Annotated in this window: 13 protein-coding genes; 4 read left to right on the forward strand and 9 right to left on the reverse strand. The window is 48.1% G+C overall.

Going from position 1 to position 20590, the window contains the following annotated elements:
- Positions 1-306: 306 nt before the first annotated feature.
- The 6 genes from QT996_RS20015 to infC all read right to left on the reverse strand — a co-directional run bounded on the left by QT996_RS20015 (position 307) and on the right by infC (position 9636).
- The gene (locus tag QT996_RS20015; protein ID WP_333048509.1) at positions 307-2073 is read right to left on the reverse strand and encodes an AarF/ABC1/UbiB kinase family protein; all 1767 of its coding nucleotides are present in this window, start codon (positions 2071-2073) and stop codon (positions 307-309) included.
- Positions 2074-2184: 111 nt separating this feature from the next.
- Positions 2185-2517 carry a DUF6825 family protein gene (locus QT996_RS20020; protein WP_333048510.1) on the reverse strand — a complete coding sequence of 111 codons (333 nt, stop codon included), beginning with the start codon at positions 2515-2517 and terminating at the stop codon, positions 2185-2187.
- A gap of 520 nt (positions 2518-3037) precedes the next feature.
- Complete coding sequence (locus tag QT996_RS20025; protein ID WP_333048511.1) at positions 3038-4609, reverse strand: protein kinase domain-containing protein; 1572 nt, start codon at positions 4607-4609, stop codon at positions 3038-3040.
- Positions 4610-5347: 738 nt separating this feature from the next.
- A complete protein-coding gene (locus QT996_RS20030) occupies positions 5348-5824 on the reverse strand; it encodes a Crp/Fnr family transcriptional regulator (RefSeq protein ID WP_015176146.1) in 477 nt (158 codons plus the stop codon).
- Positions 5825-5947: 123 nt separating this feature from the next.
- The gene (locus QT996_RS20035; protein ID WP_333048512.1) at positions 5948-8992 is read right to left on the reverse strand and encodes a HEAT repeat domain-containing protein; all 3045 of its coding nucleotides are present in this window, start codon (positions 8990-8992) and stop codon (positions 5948-5950) included.
- A gap of 107 nt (positions 8993-9099) precedes the next feature.
- Complete coding sequence (gene infC, locus QT996_RS20040; RefSeq protein WP_006635262.1) at positions 9100-9636, reverse strand: translation initiation factor IF-3; 537 nt, start codon at positions 9634-9636, stop codon at positions 9100-9102.
- A 416-nt stretch (positions 9637-10052) separates the two neighbouring features.
- On the opposite strand from infC, the gene QT996_RS20045 reads away from it, so the two are divergent.
- From QT996_RS20045 to QT996_RS20060, 4 genes are all read left to right on the forward strand, one after another.
- Entirely contained in the window at positions 10053-11075 is a 1023-nt protein-coding gene (locus tag QT996_RS20045; RefSeq protein ID WP_333048513.1) for an alpha/beta fold hydrolase, read from the forward strand.
- A 1421-nt stretch (positions 11076-12496) separates the two neighbouring features.
- Positions 12497-14290 carry an N-acetylmuramoyl-L-alanine amidase gene (locus QT996_RS20050; RefSeq protein ID WP_333048514.1) on the forward strand — a complete coding sequence of 598 codons (1794 nt, stop codon included), beginning with the start codon at positions 12497-12499 and terminating at the stop codon, positions 14288-14290.
- A 105-nt stretch (positions 14291-14395) separates the two neighbouring features.
- The gene (murI, locus tag QT996_RS20055; protein WP_333048515.1) at positions 14396-15235 is read left to right on the forward strand and encodes a glutamate racemase; all 840 of its coding nucleotides are present in this window, start codon (positions 14396-14398) and stop codon (positions 15233-15235) included.
- A gap of 180 nt (positions 15236-15415) precedes the next feature.
- Entirely contained in the window at positions 15416-15970 is a 555-nt protein-coding gene (locus QT996_RS20060; protein WP_333048516.1) for an NYN domain-containing protein, read from the forward strand.
- 193 nt (positions 15971-16163) lie between these two features.
- On the opposite strand, the gene QT996_RS20065 is transcribed toward QT996_RS20060, so the two are convergent.
- From QT996_RS20065 to QT996_RS20075, 3 genes are all read right to left on the reverse strand, one after another.
- On the reverse strand, positions 16164-16388 hold the full coding sequence (locus tag QT996_RS20065) for a hypothetical protein (protein WP_333048517.1): 225 nt from the start codon (positions 16386-16388) through the stop codon (positions 16164-16166).
- Positions 16389-16876: 488 nt separating this feature from the next.
- Entirely contained in the window at positions 16877-18082 is a 1206-nt protein-coding gene (locus QT996_RS20070; protein ID WP_333048518.1) for a glycosyltransferase family 2 protein, read from the reverse strand.
- A 671-nt stretch (positions 18083-18753) separates the two neighbouring features.
- Entirely contained in the window at positions 18754-20382 is a 1629-nt protein-coding gene (locus QT996_RS20075) for a polysaccharide biosynthesis protein (protein ID WP_333048519.1), read from the reverse strand.
- Positions 20383-20590 lie beyond the last annotated feature (208 nt).

Genomic DNA, 20590 nt, shown 5'->3' on the forward strand with positions numbered 1-20590 from the left:
CCAGTTTTGGAAAAATTGCACTTCCTTGACCTCATATTGTAGATCGTATGATGGTAATCCCATCTTAAAATTTTGGTAAATCCAGTAAATTCAGCAGCACCTGCAAAAAAAAAACTGGATTTCTACCCAAAATTAGAGGTTTTGCTGGCGAAAAATCTAGGCAGCAACCGGGTTATTAGCCTCAAAGCGCGTATGTGTTGTAAATTTCAGCAATCTGTGGTCAGCCAGCCAAAACTTAACATTCGATGTCAAATTTTGGCTGGCGAGAAATCTCAAACCTGAAATTTCCCCTCGCAAATTGCACAATTATGACATCCTGTCTAAACGATCGATCCGCTTGAACAAACGCAGCATAGCAAACCCTGCACCCGCTGCCAGCAGTGCCACAGCGACAGCCGGCCAGACTTGATTGCTGACAAACAAAATTGTCGCCGACAAAGTAAAAGCACTCATCAGCAAAGCATAATTCGTGCCCATTTGAGCGCTGCTCATGCGACGGAGCAAGCGCTCTGTTTCTGCAGAACGGACGCGAATCCGCAAATCTCCCTGTTCGAGTTTATCAATAGTCTCCTCAATCCGGCGGGGCAAACCCAAAGCACTCGAACTCACCTGAGCCGCCTGACGACCGATTTCGTTAAAAATGCTGCTACTTGTATCATGGCCATTTCCATTAGTCATAAGCTGCATGGCAAAAGGTTGTGCCACCTCCATAAAGTTGAACTCGGGATCTAAACCTCGGCCCACCCCTTCGATTGTGGAAAAAGCTCGCATTACAAAAGTAAAAGTAGCTGGGAAGCGAAAAGGTTGGTTGTAGGCAATATCGTAAAGGTCGTCAGTAATCGCGCTCACAGACTGATTTTCAAAAGGCTTGTCCATGAAATTGTCCAGCATATACTGGATTGATCGGCGCACCGGACTCATATCACCCGTCGGCACCAAAGCTCCCAAATTGATCAGAGAATCCATAATCCGCTGTCCATCCTTGGAAGCAATACCGTAAAGCGTCTCCATTAGTCCTTCGCGGACGTTCGACTGGATTTGCCCCATCATGCCAAAATCGTAGAAAATCAGACAACCGTCAGCACTAACAGCGATGTTGCCAGGGTGTGGGTCAGCGTGGAAAAAGCCATCGTTGAGCAACTGCCGCAAATAAGCTTTTGCCCCTAACTGAGCGATTAACTTGCGATCGATACCGGCCGCTTCCAAAGCTTCGTAATGGCTGATTTTAATCCCCGGCAGGTATTCCAAAGTCAGCACTCGCGGAGCCGCGTACCGCCAATAAACCCTCGGCACCCGCACCCAGTCACAGTTGCTAAAATTGCGGCGAAAAGTATCAGCATTGCGGCCTTCATGGAGATAGTCAATTTCCAGCCACAGAATGCGACAGCATTCTTCATAAATCCCCATCCAGTCTCGGCCCTGGCCCCACTTAGGATGGTTTTGAAAGTAACGGGCAATTCCCTTAAGAATTTGCAAATCGATCTCGAACAGCTTCCGCAGTCCCGGTCGCTGCACCTTGACCACCACTTCCGGGCCCGAATGCAGTTGAGCTTTGTGTACCTGACCCAAACTTGCAGCAGCCAGGGGCACTGGATCAAAGCTGTGGTAGAGTTCTTGAACTGTCTTGCCCAAATCTTGCTCGACAATTACTTCCAACTGCTCGTAGCTGAAAGCAGGCACTTTATCTTGCAGCTTAGAAAGTTCCTCGACAAACTCTGTCGGGAACAAATCGGCGCGGGTGGAAAATAACTGCCCAACTTTAATAAAAGTAGGGCCCAAATCCAATAGTGTTTCTCGCACCCAGATAGCTTGAAAGCGGCGTCTGGCAACTTTCTTTTCTTCAGTCACGCCTCCCCAGTAGCTCCAATTTTTGCTGTCGAGCCACAGCGAAGCCAGCCAGAGCAAGACAAAGGCCCAAATGTCGAAGAAGCGCCGCTTCCGGGAGTATTTTTCGCGATTCCAGCGATAAGCTTTACTTTTGTAGGATTTACTAGCAGTTTTTCGCTCATCGGTTTCGCCAGTGTGCTTGGGGGAGCGCTGGCGATTAACAGAGTCATCAAGGAGAGCAGACACTTGGGTTCCCAAATTGCTTATTTTATGTTTTTGCTTTGATTGAAAGTAGGAGCGCAGGAGCGCAAAGCAATGCGCTCACGTAGTAAATAATAGTTGTGGTCGAATCGAGCGCTAGGGCAAACTGCTGCGGTAACGCTGCAATTCCGATCGCACCAGAGCCACTTCGGCGCGCAGCTCGTCAATAGTCGCTTGCAACTCTGCAGGATGGATGTCTTGAATGGTGGTGGTGCTTGCAGTGCCAGTTCTGGTCTGCATCGCCTCATCCGAAGCTCGATTTGCCCGTTCCACAACTCGATCGGTGAACTGTCGCAGGCGTTCTCTTTGTTCTGCGTCAAATTTGCCGAGTTCAGAGAAAGCGTTGGTTGCTGCGCTTTCTAATTGCTCGTACAGTGCTTCGGCAAGTGCTCTGCCTACAAAAAAAGCATGAACTGGGGGTTTACTCATAAAAAATCTCTGTGCGCTTCCGCAACAAATTATAACTTGCTTGTCCCCGATGATGCTTGCTCCCAAAGGAAGGAAGTTTGGGGGAATTGACACTCCCACCCCGAGTCTCGGGGATGGGATTCTTGAGAGTTAGAACAGTCTAACGCGCAACGGCTTAGCCCAAAAGCGTCGCTTACACTCGCTCAAATTCGAGGTTGGGGTTGCTTTGTACCAAAATGTTTGCAGCTTGGCAGTATTAACACGCGACCTCTCACCACCTCAGCGCCGCGCACATATTCTAACATAATTTAAATCAAAATAGAACACCGTCCTGCATTTTTTTGCGGGCATTTAGATTGCAGAGGGAATAGGAAATATTCGATAAACTCAGACGGCGACTGTTGGGATTTTCAGATTCGACGGAAGTTTTGGGAAGATAGTAGTGGGCTAGGTAGGGCATTATTATCTCAACTACTGAGCAGATATTTGCTGACTCATAAAACCAAGTATTTGTCCGCACTTTGAACCAACAAAAACCATACTAATTTGTCGCAGGTTCGGGAAAAGGCACTGTGGGCTCTGCCACCGGGGGTGGTGAATCAGGTGCGATCGAACTATCTGAATTGCTGCCACTGCTGCTGGGTATCGCAGGCTCAGGCGATCGCTCGATCGGCGACGCTATTACTGGCGGCGCGGATTCCGACGGCGGCAAGGTTTCAGCGCTAGCACTCCCAGGGGCAGGCAGGGCGGGTGCGGCGGGCGGTTCTGCAGGCAGGGGCGCAACTTCCGGTACTGGTGCGGCTTTTGGTTGGGGAGCTGGCTCGATTTGGGTTTGAGGCTCTGGAATGGGGGACTCAGAAGGCTCCTGTGCCGGTTCGGGCGTCGGGGATGGCTCAGGTTGCGCTTTGGACTCTGGGGCGGGAGTTTCCTGACTTGGAGACTCAGAAGGTGCAGCGCTAGTTTCTGAGGGATCGTCGCTCTTTTCGGGAATGTTGCTGCTGCCTAAGGGGGGTTTAGGGCGCTTGTTGAGTTCGATCGGGTAGAGAGGGCTGCTTTCAACAGACGGCTGTCCGAACATCGGCCCTGACAAATCGCGGGATTTGAGCAAATCTTCGAGAGATGGGAAGGATTCAATTTTGGGACGATTGCTGAGAGTGGTGCTGTTGTAGTGCCATGCTAGGTCAAAACCCATCCAGCCTGCAATTGCAGCCGTTACGACAAACGCCACAAAAGTCAACTGCGGCGGGGGAGGTGCGGGCAATCTTAGACTTTGCTTGTCTTTTCTTTTTACTGATACTCGCTCTGTTTCTTGCAGCATGGTGAGCCAATTTTCGACTGTCTGAGGGCGGTTGTGGGGGTCGATTTCGAGTCCTTGAAGGATGGCTCGCTCGATTCCTGAGCTGAGGTTGGGCTGAAATTGCCGTAACTCAGTCAAGGGAATGCGATCGCGCAGGGGTGCTGCTACGGGCGCCACGCCGGAGAGTAAGTAGTAGAGGGTGGCTGCGATCGCGTAGATGTCAGTGGCCGGTGTACATTTACCGTCATAGAGGTATTGTTCGATCGGCGCGTACCCGGGGGAGAGCAAGTTAGTGTGGGTTTGTTTGGTGCCGGCGGTAAAGCCGCGGGCAATTCCGAAATCTATTAACATTACTACGTGAGAATCGGCTCGCCGGATAATATTTTCTGGATTGATATCTCCGTGCAGCAATCCGCTGTGGTGCACTGTACTTACGGCTGAGGCTATTTGCCGAATATAGTGCAGGGCCTGGGCTTCGGGCAGAGGCTGATCGGTTTCGACTATTTGGGCCAGAGTTTGCCCCGGAATGTAGTCCATTGCAATAAAAGACTGTCCGGCTTCTTCAAAAAAGTCGATTATCCTGACTATGTTGGAATGCTGACACCGCGATCGGCGTTGGGCTTCGGCAATAAACTGCTGCTGAAATTGGGCAGATTCTGGGTGTTGGCGCAGGCTTTCGTTGAGAGTTTTGAGTACGACGGTTTGGTTTAAATGGGTGTGGATAGCTCGGTAAGTGATGCCGAACCCTCCTATCCCTAAAGTCGCGTTAATTTTGTATTTGCCCTGTTGCAGGACTGTTGCTGGCGCTAAGTTCATCTTCAGTTGATGCCGTTTCCCAAACTATGCTACCGCCTTTGGGTTATTTTGCAGAGTTAGGGGTGAAGTTCGATCGGCGGCTTAGTTTGAGCTTTAGCTCTGCTATAGCAATCCTATATGATTTGTGAGAATTTATCATAACTATGAAGCTTGACGAAATAAAATATCTGATAATGAGTAACTAACTCAAATATATATTTAACGAGAGCCAATATCTGATACAGATGATAGGACTCCCTAATCAATTGTTTAGCTTGTAACCAAATATCTTCTATTGGATGCTGAGTCGGAGCGTAGGAGTGCGAATCTAAAACAAGTGATTTTCCAATCCGATTCATCTTGCATCATTATTCACCCATGAGAAAAAGTCTTTAACCTTAGAAAAGAAGAATGATATTTAGCGCCATCCCCAATTAATGCTATCCGCTTGTCGTTACATTGGCTCATCAGATACTTTAAATATTGACGGGGTGACCACCCCGTCAACTATCAGGTGCTTTTCAATTAATTCTACGTCATAACATCGGAAAGTGCTGTAAATCTTTTTTGAAAATGTTTTCTCCCACGACCCCAGAGATGATTGACAGGATCATAGCAGTTGCCATTAATTTGATGAATCAGAACAATTTAAGACATTGGTTCACTCAATGCTGCTACTGTACCTCATAGCATCGCAAAGTGCTGTAAATTGTGCAGAATTACCGATCGACTAAAAACACAATTCGCCATTCCCCCATTTCATCGCATTTCAGGAACTCTCACAGTCTCTGTAGGAGGCATAATTGCTTCTTTAGCATTCAACTTTTGATTCAACTCCCGAATCCGGCGCGACAGCAAGCGAATAATATTCACCGCAATTCCCGGCGTTTCATCAATCGCATCGTATAGCTGCATTTGAGTCAGCATCAAACACTCGGATTGTTCGAGAGTAGAAATAGAGGCAGATCGAGGTTCTGCATCAAACAGCGACATTTCCCCGAAACAAGCCCCCGCTTTCAACTGTGCTAAATCCCGATCGCCTATATGCACCCGCACCGTTCCCGATACCAAAATATAGAGAGACCGACCTTCTTGTCCTTCCGTAAAAATCCTGTGCTTGGAAGGAAACGAAAGTTCATCCATTACTGATGCTAGACGCACGAGAAAATCATCCCGCAGTTCCTTAAAAATCGGAACCTCCCTCACAAACAATAGGCGTTCGACGCTGGTTAACATAATGAGATGCAGTGATTAATTTAAATTTAAACAAAGGAATTGGGCATTGGGCATTGGGCATTGGGCATAGTTTCTTTTTATTTCCTCTTCCCTCTTCCCTCTTCCTTCTTCCTTCTTCCTTCTTTACCTTTTTCCCCCAGCACCCAACTCGGCCATCATCTCTTCAACTTGAGCGGATACCAAATTATCGGGGTCATTTTGCAGCCTGGGCAACAATTCGACCAAGGCCCGCGGCGAGGCTATTTTCAAATAGGCTAACACTGCTTCGCGGACAAAACCCGTCGGGTGCTGCAGACAGACAAGAGTTTGTTGAGCGGTAAGGCTCCAGCGCGCTTCCCTCGCCAAGTGAAAGCAGCACGCCAAAGCCCAATCCGAAAGGAAGTGGCGCAATTCTAGCAAGCGACGCAAGCGATCGCTAGGGGCTAGAGGTTTGTAAACCATCAATTCCGAGAGGTTGCTCAATTTTTCTCTTTCCGAGTGTTGGTCTAACAAATTGATGAGCGATCGCTTCCTAGCTATATCCACAGTATTATCGAGAATTTCCAATCCCCTAGCAACCAAAGAAGGTTGGCCAGAAGCGATGTTGAAAGCAGCCGCTTGTACCGTGTCCAGCGGATAAAGAAACTTCATCAGCAAAAAACACCGCTCCTTAGCATCAGCTTCCAACCCCGCCAGAGCACGCTGCAACAATTGAGCCGTATCGTTCCCAGGTTCCCTGCCGCTGTTGGCCTCTCGCTCTGAGAAATTGCCGTAGCTTGTTACCCCAGACAAATCTACCAGACCTGCATAAATTTGACCGATAAACATTAACTCCTGTTCGATAAGAGTTTCCAAGCCACTACGGCCGATGCGGTCTAGAATCCCTTCTATCCCCGCTTCCGAAGGCATTTTCAACAAGATGCGGAGGATATTGCGCCTCGTCGTTCCCCAAGCCGTCATCAAATTGCTCACCAAAATGTCGAGCGCCTCCGCAGTCCCAATTTGACCCAGAGCCGTCCAAGCTTGCAACCTGACCAAATCAGACTTGTGGATATCCTCAGCCAAATACACGAGCAAAGGAATGGCGTCGTTGTGAAGTTTGACTATAGCCTGCAAAGCCGCTTCCCTAGTCGATTTGTAACCAAGTCCGCGCAGCAGCGAAGGATAATATTCTTCTGAATGAGTAGACGAAATCACGTCTAACAGAGCGCAGCGAACTCGCAGAGATTCATCTTGCAACAGATTGGGAATATGCAGCCGCAGTCCTTGCAAATAATCAGCTTCTCCCAAAGCCCGCGTCCCCATAACACGTTCCCGCTCTTGCTTGTGTGTCAGCATTTGCCGCAGCGTATTAGTAGCCTCTGCCTTTTGCTGGCGATCGCCCCTTCTCATAATTAAAGCAGCCGCCGTACCCCGCACCACCGGATCGACAATCGGCTGCAAGTAAGGCCGCAAGCTCTCAATATTTGGTTCAGCTTCCGTCAGCCAGATGTAGCGCAAAGCCAAGGCCAGAACCTCTGGTGGCAAGGATTGCTGCGAAAGTGCGCGGACTGATTCTAAATATGCGGGGTTCGGGTGTTGCAGCATCGTTTCCAAGCTCTGGCGCTGCAAACCAGGGGACAGCGAATCGAGGATGGGAGCTAGAACTTCTCCGACATTTTTGGGGTCAATTTGCGTCAGGAGTTCTATGCAAGAGCGCTTTTCATCTTCGCCCCCCGGCTTTTGTAGAGTTTCTACCACTGCGCGCTTGAGAGCTTTGAGGTCAACGTCTGTGACGCCCAAGCGCCCCCGCTCCGCACTTTTGACCAATAAACCCACGTATTGAGAGCGGATCAGCCATACGACAAAGACCCACAACAGTGCCAATATTACGATCGCGCCAATAAATATCAAGCTTTGCTGGTCGTGAAATGCCTTTTCGTCTTGCTGGGGAAGTATCTTCTCTGTCACCCACAGCATAATCAGGATGCCGACTCCTGTAACTCCGCAGGACAAAGGTTCGCCCACACCGTTGACCAGAGTTTGAATGCCCGATCGAATATTGTCGGGAATCGGTTGAAATAAAACCGGGCTAACAGTTTCCAACAGCGTGTAGTGCAGCAGTTCGTCTAAAAATCTCAGCAATATCAGCCCGATAAACACAGATACTAGCTGGCCGAGGGATGCTCCTATGGTCAGCACCCCGAGTATCGCGATACCCGCCGGCAAAATCATTGCCGTCACGAACACACCGATTCTTTCCACTAACCGACTCGAAGCGAACCACTGAGTCGCCACTTGAAACAGGCCTTGTATGCCTTCGTAAATGCCCAGGAAGCTAGCGATCCAGCTAGCTCCGTCCCCTGGGTTTTGGTATTCTAGCTGGCTGTAGAATTGGAAATCTACTAGGACGTAGAGGACTTCTGCGAGGACGAAGAAACTGACTAGAGGTACGGCGTATTTTTGGAGCGGGCCCGTAACTTTGCGAGCGGTAAATTCTTCTTGGTCGTCGTCTTCGTCGTCATCCGTCCAGTGAGCTGTTTCCGGGAATGCTTGGCGGTATTTTTCCGTTAGGTAGTAGAGTAAAACCGAGCCTGTCGCCACCATTAACCCCGATATCAGGGTAACGTTTTTGAGTCCGACTACGTGCAGTAAAACAGGCAGAGAAAATCCGCTGACTACTCCAGCTACTAGATAGCCGCTACTGACTAGCGGATAGGTGCGCTTAATTTCTCTAATATTAAACAGTTGGTTGGAAGTGATAGAAGTGTTGAGGTCATTGAGGACATAGCAAGCTTCCACCCACAGCCACATCAAAAAAATAGTAATAAAAGCGATGCTGATGCCAGCTATCTTAGTATTTTCGTAGCCAATTCCGAATCGAAACAAAAATAGCGGTACCGACATCATGCCCAGAACCACTACCACGGTGCGCCTCAGCGGCAGGATTTTTTGCAGCCACGAGTAGACAAATCCCAAGCCAGAACCAATAAAGGCGCTTGCTATGTAGATAAAAGGCATTTTGTCGGCACCGTACTCGTCTAAAAACAGACCTACTGTGCTGAGTTCCAGCCAGATCAGCCCGACGGAGGTTAGAGTGTAGACGAGGAACATCAGTACGGTTCGCTCTACTTCTTCCGATCGCAAGTTGAGCGATCGCAGCACTCCTTGTCTTACTCCCGCCGAACCGCTGATTTGAAAATTTTCCATGCAGCGTTGATTTCCCTGTGTGGTAGCTTATTCCTGACTAACTTCAGAAGTCATCAGCTATCAGTCACCAGTTTATGACTGATGACTGCTGACTAATGACTATCTATTTATACTTTCTTCGGCGACAGCAGCATCATCATACTGCGTCCTTCTTTTTTCGGGGCTTGCTGCACTTCTGCGATTTCCTGCAAATCTGTGGCCATGCGCTTAAGCAAGTCCTCTGCTAGGTTGCTGTGTTGGATTTCCCGACCTCTGAACATGATCGTGGCTTTTACTTTGTCCCCAGATTTGATAAAGCGGTCTGCTAGTTTGAGGCGCACTTGGTAGTCATGTTCTTCAATTTTGTAGCGCATCTTCACTTCTTTAACATCCGCAGTGTGCTGCTTCCGCTTTGCTTCTCGCGCTTTCTTTTCCTGCTCGAATTTGTACTTCCCATAGTCCATTACCCGGCATACGGGCGGGTCAGCTTTGTCGCTGACAAGTACAAGATCCAGTTCTTTTTCTTCTGCCAGGCGCAGCGCTTCTGCAGGCGTCAATATCCCTAGTTGCGCGCCGTCGGTATCGATTACCCGGATTTTGGGGTATCGAATATTTTCGTTGATCTGGGGTAGGTTGCGATTTTGTCTTCTTTCAATCACAGGCATGAATGGTTTTACAAGCAGTAGTTTAATAGCGAAGCTTCTTGATAGTTACAGGTTTGATCGCTCAATATTTCGCTTGGACGATCGAACTGTTTTATAAGGTGTTACCCTTACCGGACGTACTACCGCGCCCTGTGTCCCCTCCGCTAAAGCCTTGGGGAATATTTGGACGATCGTAAATGAATTCTTACAATACTTGCTATTCTACTCAGTCTGGCTGAGTTTCTGCCTAGTTTTATTTTAACTTCACACACGATCGCCTGCCCCCTTGCCCGATTGATGACAAAACCGTCCAAAATTCAGGGTAAAAGTTTAAGGATGAGGTACAACCGCTTTTGGTAGCCCATCTCGCCCGGTCTGGCAAGTCCCCCAAGTCGCCTGATCTGCCTTGTAGAATAGGTATAAGCAAGTGTAAATTTATGTTGCGAGCTGAGGCAAAATTGACAAATTCTCTGCTGTGGCACCAACGGGTGGGAACTCAACGAGACTGGATGTGGCGGGGTTGGCAAACTCGCTACACTTATTTGCGGCCGGAGGGCGCACGAAATCAAGGCGCGATCGAATTTCAAGATTCTGCAGGCCAACCTATTGCCCCGCGCGCATCGGGAACGCCAATTATTTTACTGCACGGGTTTGGAGCTTCGATCGGGCACTGGCGACAAAATCTCGCCCAACTCGCCGAAAACCAAACGGTTTACGCCTTGGATTTGTTAGGGTTTGGCGCTTCCCAAAAAGCTCCGGTCAACTACTCTGTGTCTTTGTGGGTTGATCAAGTTTATGATTTTTGGCTAACTTTTATCAGAGAGCCAGTAATATTGGCAGGAAACTCGATCGGCTCGCTGATTTGTCTGGCCGTGGCCGCGGCTCATCCGGACATGGTGGCCGGCACGGTAATGATTAGCCTCCCAGACCCCTCTGTGCGAGCCGAAGCGGTGCCCGGATGGCTGCTTCCGGTGATCGAAGCGATTGAAAGTTTGTTTGTTTCTCCGATCGTACTCAGGCCTTTGTTTTATTTTGCCAGCAAGCCTTCCTTTGTGCGTCGCTGGGTTGGCTTTGCCTACTCCAGCCCGGAAGCTGTTACCGACGAATTAGTGGAAATTCTAGCAGGGCCAGCAGGCGATCGGGGAGCAGCCCGCGCCTTCTGCGCTTTATTTAAAGCTGTAGGCAGTTCAAAATTTTGCCCCAGTGTCAAGATTGTGATGCGAAATTTAACAATCCCCATGCTGTTAATTTGGGGCAAACAAGACCGGATGATTCCCCCTCGGTTCGCCCGACCGCACCAATTTGTTGAATGTAATCCCAATTATGTAGAGCTAGTTGAATTAGACAATGCGGGCCACTGTCCCCAAGATGAATGCCCGGAACAAGTAAATCAAGCAATTTTGAACTGGATGAGCCGGAATTTTGCACCTATCGGCGAGAGCCAATTGCAGCACTGTTGATTAGACAGGGGGCCGTGGATTACTAAGGGAAAAAAATCACTTGCGGGTATCGATCGCGCTCAAAAATAAATTTGCTAGAACTCGATCGCACCCGGTGGTATGGTATAGCAGATGTTGAAGGCGATAACGGCGCAGCGGAGGGGGTAAAAAGAAGTCGGAGGGAAGGCGCAATCGACCGCTTAGGTTTCAAAAATTAAGAACCTTCTAACCGTCAGGGCGGTTGCTATATTACAGAACTTCCCTATCTTGAGAGTCAGTCGATTTGAGGTTCAAGATTGACTCCCCAGCCGCTATCTGGAGGCTTGAACTAACCTAAACAACTTTTTTGCTATGGGCGACTCCTGCTGGAAAGTAAGTCTCCGTCTTTCTGTGATGTCATGTATCTACTGTTATTGATGGTTGCTTTTTTGAGAAGCTCAGAGATTGACACATTCACCAAGATAGTGTATCTTCTCTAACTGGTAGTACACATCCAAGTTGTGCAGTTAGTCGAAAGGCAAGTCATTAAACCAAATCACAGGTTTTACCCACAAGCCGATCGATTGTCCTTGCTGTCCAACAACTTTTACAACTGCGATAACTATATCTACGGTCAAAACTTTTTCTCAGGTCAACCAACCAAGGCTCTGGCTGTCGATCGTGTACTCAAAAAGGGTCTAAAGGACAAAGCATTGTCCACCCAAGTAAGACAGAAAACTCTCGCGTTAGTGCTGAAAACATGGAGTAGCTATCATAATGTCCAATTGGGGGCGCGATCATGATTGCCCCACTAAGTTTCAAGCAGCACCGAAAATCCCTGATTAAAAAAATCAGAAAAAAGAGAGCAGGGGCGATATGTAGTTGTATTTAACTGTCAATCTGTTAGCAAAAAAGTAGCAAAAAAGCTTTTTCCAAAGAATAGGTCAGTTTGTGTGGGACAAACATTTAACAGCCTGGAAAAGTTACCTAAATGTTGAAAATCCGGATTGTTACCAAGGTAAGTTGTTAAGTTATTGAGGTAGTTTAGGAAAAGTTAGAACAAAACGCAAGTGTAAAGCGGATTATAACCCTTGCCGTAACGAGCTTCGGCAACATTAAAGAGCTATGAAACCCCTCCCTGGAAGAACGGTAAAATTATACCCTCTAACTTGTACCTTCTAACTTCAAGAAACACCTTGTTTCTTGCTCCTAAAAATAAATACCTTCCCTTGTGCCAAAAATTTTTCAGTCTGCTTATAACCGATCGCCCCCAAGTATACGGGAAAGTTCAAAAATGCCGCTATGTGGCATTTGGGAGCCTGTTAACGCATAAAAAAGTCAATTTAGCCAACAACTGACGGCCCCCGTGCCCCCGGTCTGCTGGCGGCTAACTGCTGAAAGCCGATCGGGCAAGCAGCGCCCTTCCAGCTTTTGGCAGTAACGCAAACGAGGAAAAAACTGTCGTGAAATTCCACTGGCTACTACCGAGTTTCTTAAGTGTATTTTTGCTCGCCGGAGCCGCCGAAGCAGCTAGACTGCAATCTTGGCGGTTTGATGCTTCAGAGAACCGGCTTTACATTACAACAGACGGGGGAGTACAACCCAAGGCTCAACTGATTTTCAACCCGATGCGGTTGGTAATCGACTTGCCTGGGACGAGTCTGGGTCGTCCCTCGGTCAGCAAACCGCTCTCAGGGGCGATCGAATCGGTGCGGGTAGGGCAGTTTGACAACGATACGACCAGAATTGTGGTCGAGCTCAGAGACGGGTTTACTATAGACCCTCAGCAAGTAAAATTTCGGGGTATTTCTCCGAGCGAGTGGACAGTGGATTTGCCAACGCCGGTGCGGGGAGAAACTCAAAATCCGATTTCAGAGCCAGGGGGAGAAAGGTTATCGGTTGAACCTTCAGCATCCCAAGCCCAGTCGGCCGAGGCGACTGTAGTTCAGAACGTTCAGGTGACGGCGGACGGTTTTTTAGTCCGCACTGCGGGCGGTCGCCCCCAAATTAATTTTCAACAAAGTCGGGCTGGGGACATCGCCACCCTCGATATTGAAGGAGCTAGTTTAGCTCCGGGCCTAAGCAGCCAACAGCCTCAAACGAACGGTCAGCACGGGGTTGACAAGATAGAAGTCCGGCAACTACCAACAGACCCGCCCGTTACCCGCGTGACTTTGCGGATGAAGAATTCTAATACTCAGTGGCGGGCCTCTGTGAGCAATTTGGGCGGGGTTGTGCTATTGCCTGGAAGTGTAGTACGACAACCCTCGGTTTCCCGCAGCCTGACTGTAGATCCTCCGGCTAGACAAGCTCAAGGAAATTTAGCGAGAGTTCAGTCAATTGATTTAGCCAGTAACGGCACGCAACTGGTGGTGAGAACTGACCGCCAAGTCTCCTATACCAGCGGCTGGGACCAGGGGTCGAGAGCTTACTGGATCAGGCTCGCCTCTAGTTCCCTAGCGGGGGAAATTCCTCAGCTCGATGCCAACAGTCCTGTATCGTTTACTGCCAGCCAAGAAGACTCGGAGACGGTGGTGATTTGGGTGCAGCCACGATCAGGGGTAGAGGTAGGCCGGGTGACGAGGCCGAGTCCGCAGTTGCTGTCTTTGCAGTTGCGATCGAATGCTAGCGCGCAGCAACCTTTGACTCGCACTCCCAATTTGTCGCCTTTGCCAAGAAGGACTTTGGGAAGCGAGGATTTGCCCCAAGCTTCTAACCGCCGCGCCGTAGTAGCGATCGATCCTGGTCACGGTGGCCGCGATCCGGGGGCAGTCGGGATTCAGAGCATTCAGGAGAAGGAGATTGTTTTGGATATCTCTTTTCAGGTGGCGAGGCTGCTGGAACAGCAGGGAGTGCAGGCGGTGATGACTCGGACTGATGACAGCGAAATCGACCTAGAACCAAGAGTTTCTCTGGCGGAACGGGTGAATGCTAACCTGTTTGTCAGCATTCACGCTAATTCGATTAATATGAGCCGGCCGGATATTAGCGGGATTGAGACTTATTATTTCGAGAACGGGGAAGATTTGGCCCGGGTGATTCATGGCAGTATTTTGCAAGGGACGGGGGCGACTGACCGCCGGGTGCGGCAGGCGAGATTTTATGTTTTGAGGAAGACTTCTATGCCTTCTGTTTTGGTGGAGGTGGGTTTTGTCACGGGTGCTGAGGATGCTGCTAAACTTTCTGACCCAGCTTACCGCAGTCAAATGGCTGCTTCTATCGCTCGCGGCATTTTGCTTTATCTTCAACAAAGATAATGGGCAGTTGACGGTTGACGGTTGACTGTTGACTGTTGACTAATGCCAACTAACAACTGCCAACTGCCAACTGCCAACTGCCAACAGACAACTAACTATTAACAAATGACAACAGACTCTGGACAACAAAGAATCGGTATTTTTGACAGCGGCGTGGGCGGTTTGACTGTTTTGACCCAGTTGTACGAACAGTTGCCCAACGAATCAATACTTTATTTTGGAGATACGGCGAGGCTGCCTTACGGTACTCGCACGCCGTCAGAAATTGTGGAGTTTGTCCGCGAAATTATGGCCTGGTTGGTGGAACAGGATGTGAAAATGGTGATTATGGCCTGTAACACCAGTTCTGCTTTGGCGATGGAGATGGTGCAGGCTGAATTTGATATCCCGGTGTTGGGAGTAATTCTGCCCGGGGCGCAGGCTGCGGTGCAGCAAGGCAAGCGGATCGGGGTCATCGCAACTCCTGCTACGGCTGCTAGCAATGCTTATCGAAATGCGATTTTGGAGATGGACGATTCTTGCCTGGTGTGGCAGGTTAGCTGTCCGGCTTTTGTGCCGCTGGTGGAGCAAAACCGGATTCACGACCCTTATACTTGTGAGGTGGCTCGGGAATATTTGGCTCCTTTGATTCAGCAGCGCATCGATACGCTGATTTACGGCTGCACTCATTATCCGCTGTTGGCTCCGGTGGTTCGCTCGCTTTTGCCTGCTGGGGTGACATTGATCGATCCTGCGGTACGGGTGGTGGCTGCTGCTGCCAGAGAATTGGAGCTTTTGGGGCTGCGGAATCCTGGTACTGCGCTACCGACTCGTTTTTGCGTGAGCGGCCCCCCGCAGCAGTTTGCGGAGTTGTCGGTGCAGTGGCTCGGTTGTACTCCTGCTGTTGAGAAAATATCCCTGCCGACAGTTGTACGATCGCCCGTATCGCTGGAATCGGGCGAATAAGCCGGAAAATTTATAGGTTAATCTAACCCCCCAAAACTCAGGTAAAGCTGGCTCTGGGGGGTTTAATTATTGCGATGTAACCTAGCAATTACACATCAATAGGTAATATTATTGAACAAAAGCTTTGATGAACAATGCAAATAATGTCCTATACGTGCTGGATCTCTTCAGCCTTGAACCATGTCACCCTATGTATCACAAGCAGTTTTACTTGTAGACGGCTATAACATAATTGGACTTTGGCCTCGACTCCGAGAGAAGCGCGATCGCGACGAACTCGAAACAGCTCGCCGCGAGTTGATTGAGGTTTTAGTTAACTACAGCGCCGTTCAAGATTTTGAGGCTCGGCTGGTGTTTGACGCTCACTATCGAGATAGTCCCGGCGTTAAAGAAATTATTACTAAAAATTTATCAGTGCACTACACTGACTTCGGTCAGACAGCAGATACCTATATTGAAAAATCTTGTGCTAGTTTGCGCTACGAGTTGCGCTCGGTCAAAGGCAAAGGCCGCATGATTGTCGCCACTTCAGACCGAGCGCAGCAATTGACCGTAGTCGGCTACGGTGCCGAATGGATGTCCGCCGAACAACTAGCGGCTGATGTAGAATCCACCGCCCGCCGCAGCGAGCGCCAGCACAAATCCCGCAAACACAACTCCAGTCGCTTTCTCGCCAATTCCCTCGATCCAGAATCGCAGAAGCGCCTCGCCAAGTTGAGAATGGGGCTGCATTAGCGGCCCAAACCCGCTCGCTGTATGACACAAAAAAAAGTTTATCAAAGGCCTTGCCAAATCGAGTAAGTTCAGCTATTGTTAGTAAATGTGGGTAACAAAAACCCCCAATCCTCGGTAGCTCAGTGGCAGAGCGGTCGGCTGTAATGAATGCAAGCCTTTGGCATCAACCAAAAGCCCTAGTGACATAGCAGCTCTATCCGGTAACGGGTACTGAAAAATCGGGTGAATTCAAGGAAACCGCAGCACTTTGGGTGGCGGCAATCTTGAGCCAAGTCTGGCGAAAGGCAGCGGTTGCGATCGCAAGTAGCCGGAAAGGTGCAGAGACTAGAGATGAGGAGCCTAACCAATAAATCTCATAGCGCCTGACATCCGACGACAGATCACAAACATGATTTGTAGGGATGATGAAATAGTCCACCCCCTTCGGAAACGTTGGGATAAGTGTAACCGATTGGTCGTAGGTTCAAATCCTACCCGGGGAGTTAGTAAAAGTCTGAAGTTGGAATTTTCCAGCTTCAGATTTTTTGTGTTTGTTGGGCTGGCGAAAGAACATTCCAATTCAGTGGCTACTAATAACCTGGAACTCATCACCAGCGACGTTCGTGAGTCTGTTGCACGAGAATTGTCATACAGGATTATTTAGAGTGCAGAAATGCAATCAGATATCAACTTGTTCATTGGGCTAGCGTTGGAGAAATACGCCAAAATATGATTCCTACTGATTTTAGTCTGTTTACCGCAGCCTACTGCTGCTGACCAAGATAACCAATCTGACTTTCCAAGCTGAGGCACCATACAAATACTAAATCTATAGTTTTTTGCCTATCAGTTTATTCATGGTAAAGTGCGTCATAAACTAGATTTTTGAGTTGACTCAACTATCTGGCTGACGCACTATACCGAATACTAAACATCGCGTTCTGTCCGCACCCATTTGGTTTGCCGCTTCAGGATAAAACCCAGATACAAAGGGATTTTCCACAGGATGTAAAAAGGAACAGATAAAAGAGTTGCACCGGAAATGTCGGCACGCCCGAATTTTGCCCAAGCGCTGACAATTGAAACTAAAATTAGCAGTCCTTGTACTCCTAACAAGACGGCTGGAATTGAGGATGTTCCCACAATTGCTGCTAGTAAACAGGCGGCAAAAGCAGCTAGCCAGATAGCGACTAAAAGCGATAGGGGAGGGACGGATAAGTCGAGGGCGATCGCCAATAAGTCAAAACGTTTTTGCTCGACTGAAGCTGCTGTCAGCCGGGGAGTTTGAGTTAACAATGTCTGTATGTGACCGTGTTCCCATCTGGTTCTTTGACTTTTAGCTGCTTGCTGCTGCTGTGGTAAACACCCGGTGACGTTTGCTTCGGGGCAGAATACTGTTGGGTGTCCGGCGATCGCCAAATCCAAACTCATCTGCATATCTTCAACAATATTGCTGCTTGCTAGGGAAACCGATCGAATTATCGACCAGGGAAAAGCCATGCCAGTACCTGTTAGTAATGATGGGAATCCTAACTGTTTTAATCCGCTGGGACGAACTAAGTTTTTCACAAGAAATGCTAAAGCAGAAATGGAATCTTTCGGAGTAGGATTTGGTGGCTGTTCCATGAGATAAGTTGCTTGGACAGGTCTTTGTTCAGCAACTGCAACCCGGGCTAATTTTTCTATAGAGTCTGGCTGACAGATGCAGTCTGCGTCAACCATGATGACTACTTCTGGGGGGTCAGATTCGATCGACTGCAAGCCAAAATCCAGTGCGTATCCTTTGCCCTTGCGTTGGGTGTCTTGGCGCTCGATCGCACTGGCACCGGAGTTACGGGCGATTTCTGCCGTGGCGTCCGTGCAGTTGTCAGCAATCACCAACAGGCGGTCTTGAGGTGTTAGCTGTGGCAATATGGTAGAGATGGTGGCAGCAATTCCTGCTGCTTCGTTGTAGGCAGGAATTAAAACTGCTACTTTGGGGCGGGGTGCTTTACTTTCCCGTGTCTCGCCCTGGCCGGACAAGAAAGCTGCACTGCATTCTAGAAATAGAACTGCAACGGGAATTAGAAGGATCAGGGCGATCGCCAATAGCACAACATCAATCAATAGGAACAGTAGCTGATTAATTTCCAAAATTCTATTACCTTAATTTAATTTTATTTGTTGCGTTCATTGAGTTTATTTAAGGTTATTGCACTTTTGTTAACTCACGAAGCCACCCTCTCTAAACTATCATTATATCATGCACGCCAAAAATCATCATTTTCACATTTTTTGTGACGACTTAAGCCATCCTAAAATTACTAAGACTAGCGTCATTATTACCAATTAATTTCAGTGCGGTTGTGCGGTCGTCACTAATATAGAAATCCTTGCAGGAGTCGTAAACTTTTTACCCCACCCCAACCCTCCCCTTATCAAGGGGAGGGAGTAAGAAACTCACAAATGATTTACGATGGCTATATCATATCATGTCTATTCTGACAATGTTAATTCACTCAATTTAATTAAACCTCAAATAAGCCCAGACTGGAAAAACCCGGTTTCTAAAAGAAACCAGGTTTCTGGGTGTTCTATTTTTAATCAACTAAAAACTTAATCGATGTTTAACATCAAATCCGGTTGCATCGGAATAATAAAATCGAGTCAACAGTTAACACTTAATCATGCAGTTTTTCGACCCCTCATTCTACAGTCAACAGTGAACAATCATTTCGCTCGTGCAACCGGATTTGATATAACTCATTCATCCCCTGTGGGTGGGCAGCCACGAAGCAATCTCCAAACTCAAAACTATGTTTAAGCTACGCTGCATCGGGGAGAGCAACAGGTTCAGATTTTTTGGTGAACTGTGCGGGGGGTGCAAATTCTCTGAGATATCTCGACACCGAGCGCAAATATCCCACTTCTGCTTGAATCAAATCCAGGGTAGAAAGACTCTCAACTAAGTCATCAAACTCATCTGTCGTAACTCCAGCACTGTGCAAGACTTCTTTGTTAAGTCGCCCGCAGATTCCTTGCAGTAGGAGCTCAATAATCTCGCTGTAGTCAGCGATTGCTGTTCCGTAACCTTGCAATTTCTTCGGATTGATTCCCCACTGCAAAATCTTCAACAATTCTTCGGGGGCGCTCCACGCAAAAGAGGAAGCAATCACTTCTTTTTCCGCTGCGACAAGAGCGTGCTTGATTTGCACTTCCGGGAAAGCAGGATCGATGATTAAGCTTTCCAGTTTCGATACTTGTTTATCTAACACACGCAAAGAAAAAGGAGCTAATTCTACACTCACCATGTCGCCCGTATCGTTAACACTTCTAAAAGGATCTTCCAAAACATTAATTAAGAGGTGAATGTCTGTAGGTTTTTTCCAGTCAAACTGTCCCAGGAAAAACGGTTCTTCGTATCCCGGCAAAAGTCCTTGAAAATAAATCGGCAGATTTTTGCCTGATTCAAGAATTTTATAAAGAGCTACTTCCAATGTTTCTGTGGGCCACCCGAGATTGCTCACGGCGACAAATTTCAGTTTTCCGGGAACCGACACAATCAGAGAATTTAGCAATAAATGTACGGCTTCAAAAAGATTTTGAGCAGTTACGTAGCGGTGGGGAGCGTGAACGTTGACAGTTTTACTTTGCTCTACTTTTTTGGACATTTGCTCGCAGAACAAGCTATTTTCCAACATATGAGTAAAGCGAACCATCCCGTAAGTGACATCTCCTTCTTGAGCTGCTTTGGCAAATTGCCATTCGGCAAACTTCTTCGAGGCGGCGTAAACTTCGGTTGTAAAATATCGAGATGTTTTGCCTGTAGAAGAGAAGATGCAGTGTTCTACGCCGTATTCTTCGCAGAGTTGGATGACATGTTTACATCCTAACAGGCTAGTTGTAACTGTTTCTCGGATTTTGATTTCAGCTAGTCCGGGTTGGCGTTGGGCTGCTAGGTGAAAAACAATTGCTGGTTTTTCTACCTCAAATATGTGTTTGAGCGCGTCGAGGTTGCGAATGTCGGCCGCATAGAAAGTTACAGCATCTTCTCTGGTAAAAAGCGGGAGATTTTCTTCGGGGTTTTGACATCGGGCGTTGTCTGCAGAAATGATTTTAGTTGCGCCTAATTCAAGGAGTTTTGCGATCAAGAAACGACCGACACATCCTTCTCCACCGGTGATGAGGATGGTTTTTCCTTTGATTTGGCTGCTGACTGCGGATGCGTATAGGTGAATAGTGCGACCACGCACATCGCTAAAAGGTTCGCTTTCTAATTGTCCGTCGGCTTGATAGGCTGCGATTAGCTGTGCGGTGAGAGTTTGTAAAGCCGCGAGGATTTCAGGATCTTGGGGTTCCGGGGAACCGGGGGGAACTAGCTGCTGGATGCGCTCAATTATTTCTGCTTTGCTGGCACCTTCAAACACTTCTGATGGGTTAAATGCACTCTTCACTTTTTTTGCTCCTTTAAATTGTAGAAATACGGTTGCTGATAAGCGCGTTGTTAAACAAATTTTCGAGGGACAGAATCTTTAAAACTCTGCTCGGTTGTAGGATTTTTTGGACGGAAAGCTACTTAATTGGAAATATCGGCAATCGGCTCTGCTTGTAGTTTTATTAAGCGCTTTTTTAACCTGCTTACTTCTGCGATCGGCAAATATC

This window comes from Microcoleus sp. S13C4, from assembly GCF_036700865.1.
Lineage (GTDB): Bacteria > Cyanobacteriota > Cyanobacteriia > Cyanobacteriales > Microcoleaceae > Microcoleus.